Genomic DNA, 1,052 nt, shown 5'->3' with positions numbered 1-1,052 from the left:
GCCTGCTGTTCCTGTACCTTGCGTACAAATACGTCAGGCCAGGGGGCGTGATAGCGTTCGTGCTGCCCAGGAACGTGCTCTCTGGCGTAAGCTGGTTCCTGGCCAGGGCGCTCCTCGCGAGCAAGTTCCACGTCAAGTACGTCATAGTCAGCGCTGACCCTGAGGGCGGGTACAACTTCAGCGAGAGCACCAGCCTCAGCGAGGCGCTGATAGTAGCCAGGAGGGTTGACAGGCATGAGCCGAACGAGGAGACCGTGTTCGTGATACTGAGGAGGAAGCCGAGAGGCGCAATAGAGGCCGTGCTGCTGGCGGAGAGCATAATGAAGGGCGCGCCAGTGGACGCCGAGGCCGTAAAAGTGAAGAGGGCCGACCTGCTGAGGAACCTCGACAACTGGGGCCTGTTCACGGCCTTTAGTGACGCCAGCCTCGTCAGCGAGGCCGTGTCCATAATGAGCGGAAACGTATGCGGCGTCAGGGTCCCCGTCACCTTGTTGGACAACGTGGTAAAGACCATAGGCATTGATAGGCGCCAGTTCCATAATTACTTTGAGCCTACGAGCTCGGAGACCCCTTACCCAGTCCTCTTCGGCGGCGGCGAGGAGGTAAGGGTCAGCATGGCCGTCGGGCACAACATGTTCGCCAGGCCTAAGAACGGGCAGGCGAGAGAGGTGTTCTATGAAAACGCTGGTAATGTTTTGGTGCCAGACAGGATTCGAGCGAATACGGCCCACGTGACAGCCCTCTACTCAAGCAAGCCCATGCTATCCAACATATTCTACGCTGTAAGGCTGAAGTGCGACAACGCGGACAAGGCGCTGGTGGCCTGGCTGAACAGCACCTGGGGGCTAATGACGATGTTGGCGAAGAGGGAGGAGACGAGCGGCGCCTTCATTAGCCTTAAAATGGGCCAGTGGAGGTCACTGCCAGTCCTCGACGTATGCTCGCTAAGTGATGATGAGTTGAGCAACCTCACCAAGGTCTTTGATAAGTATTCCAAGGTACAGTTCAGGAGGATCCCAGAGCAATATGGCGAGGGGGCCGACCCGAACAGG

1 pseudogene is annotated in these 1,052 nt (G+C 58.1%); it reads left to right on the top strand.

Annotated elements, in window-relative coordinates:
- A pseudogene (locus ACP5H1_RS08455) lies at window positions 1–1,052 on the top strand (N-6 DNA methylase); the annotation flags it as partial.

Source organism: Acidilobus sp. (assembly GCF_049973875.1).
In the GTDB taxonomy this organism is placed as follows: Archaea; Thermoproteota; Thermoprotei_A; order Sulfolobales; family Acidilobaceae; genus Acidilobus.
The sequence above is the reverse complement of the archived record's forward strand: the minus strand, read 5'-3'. Positions and strand labels throughout refer to the sequence as shown.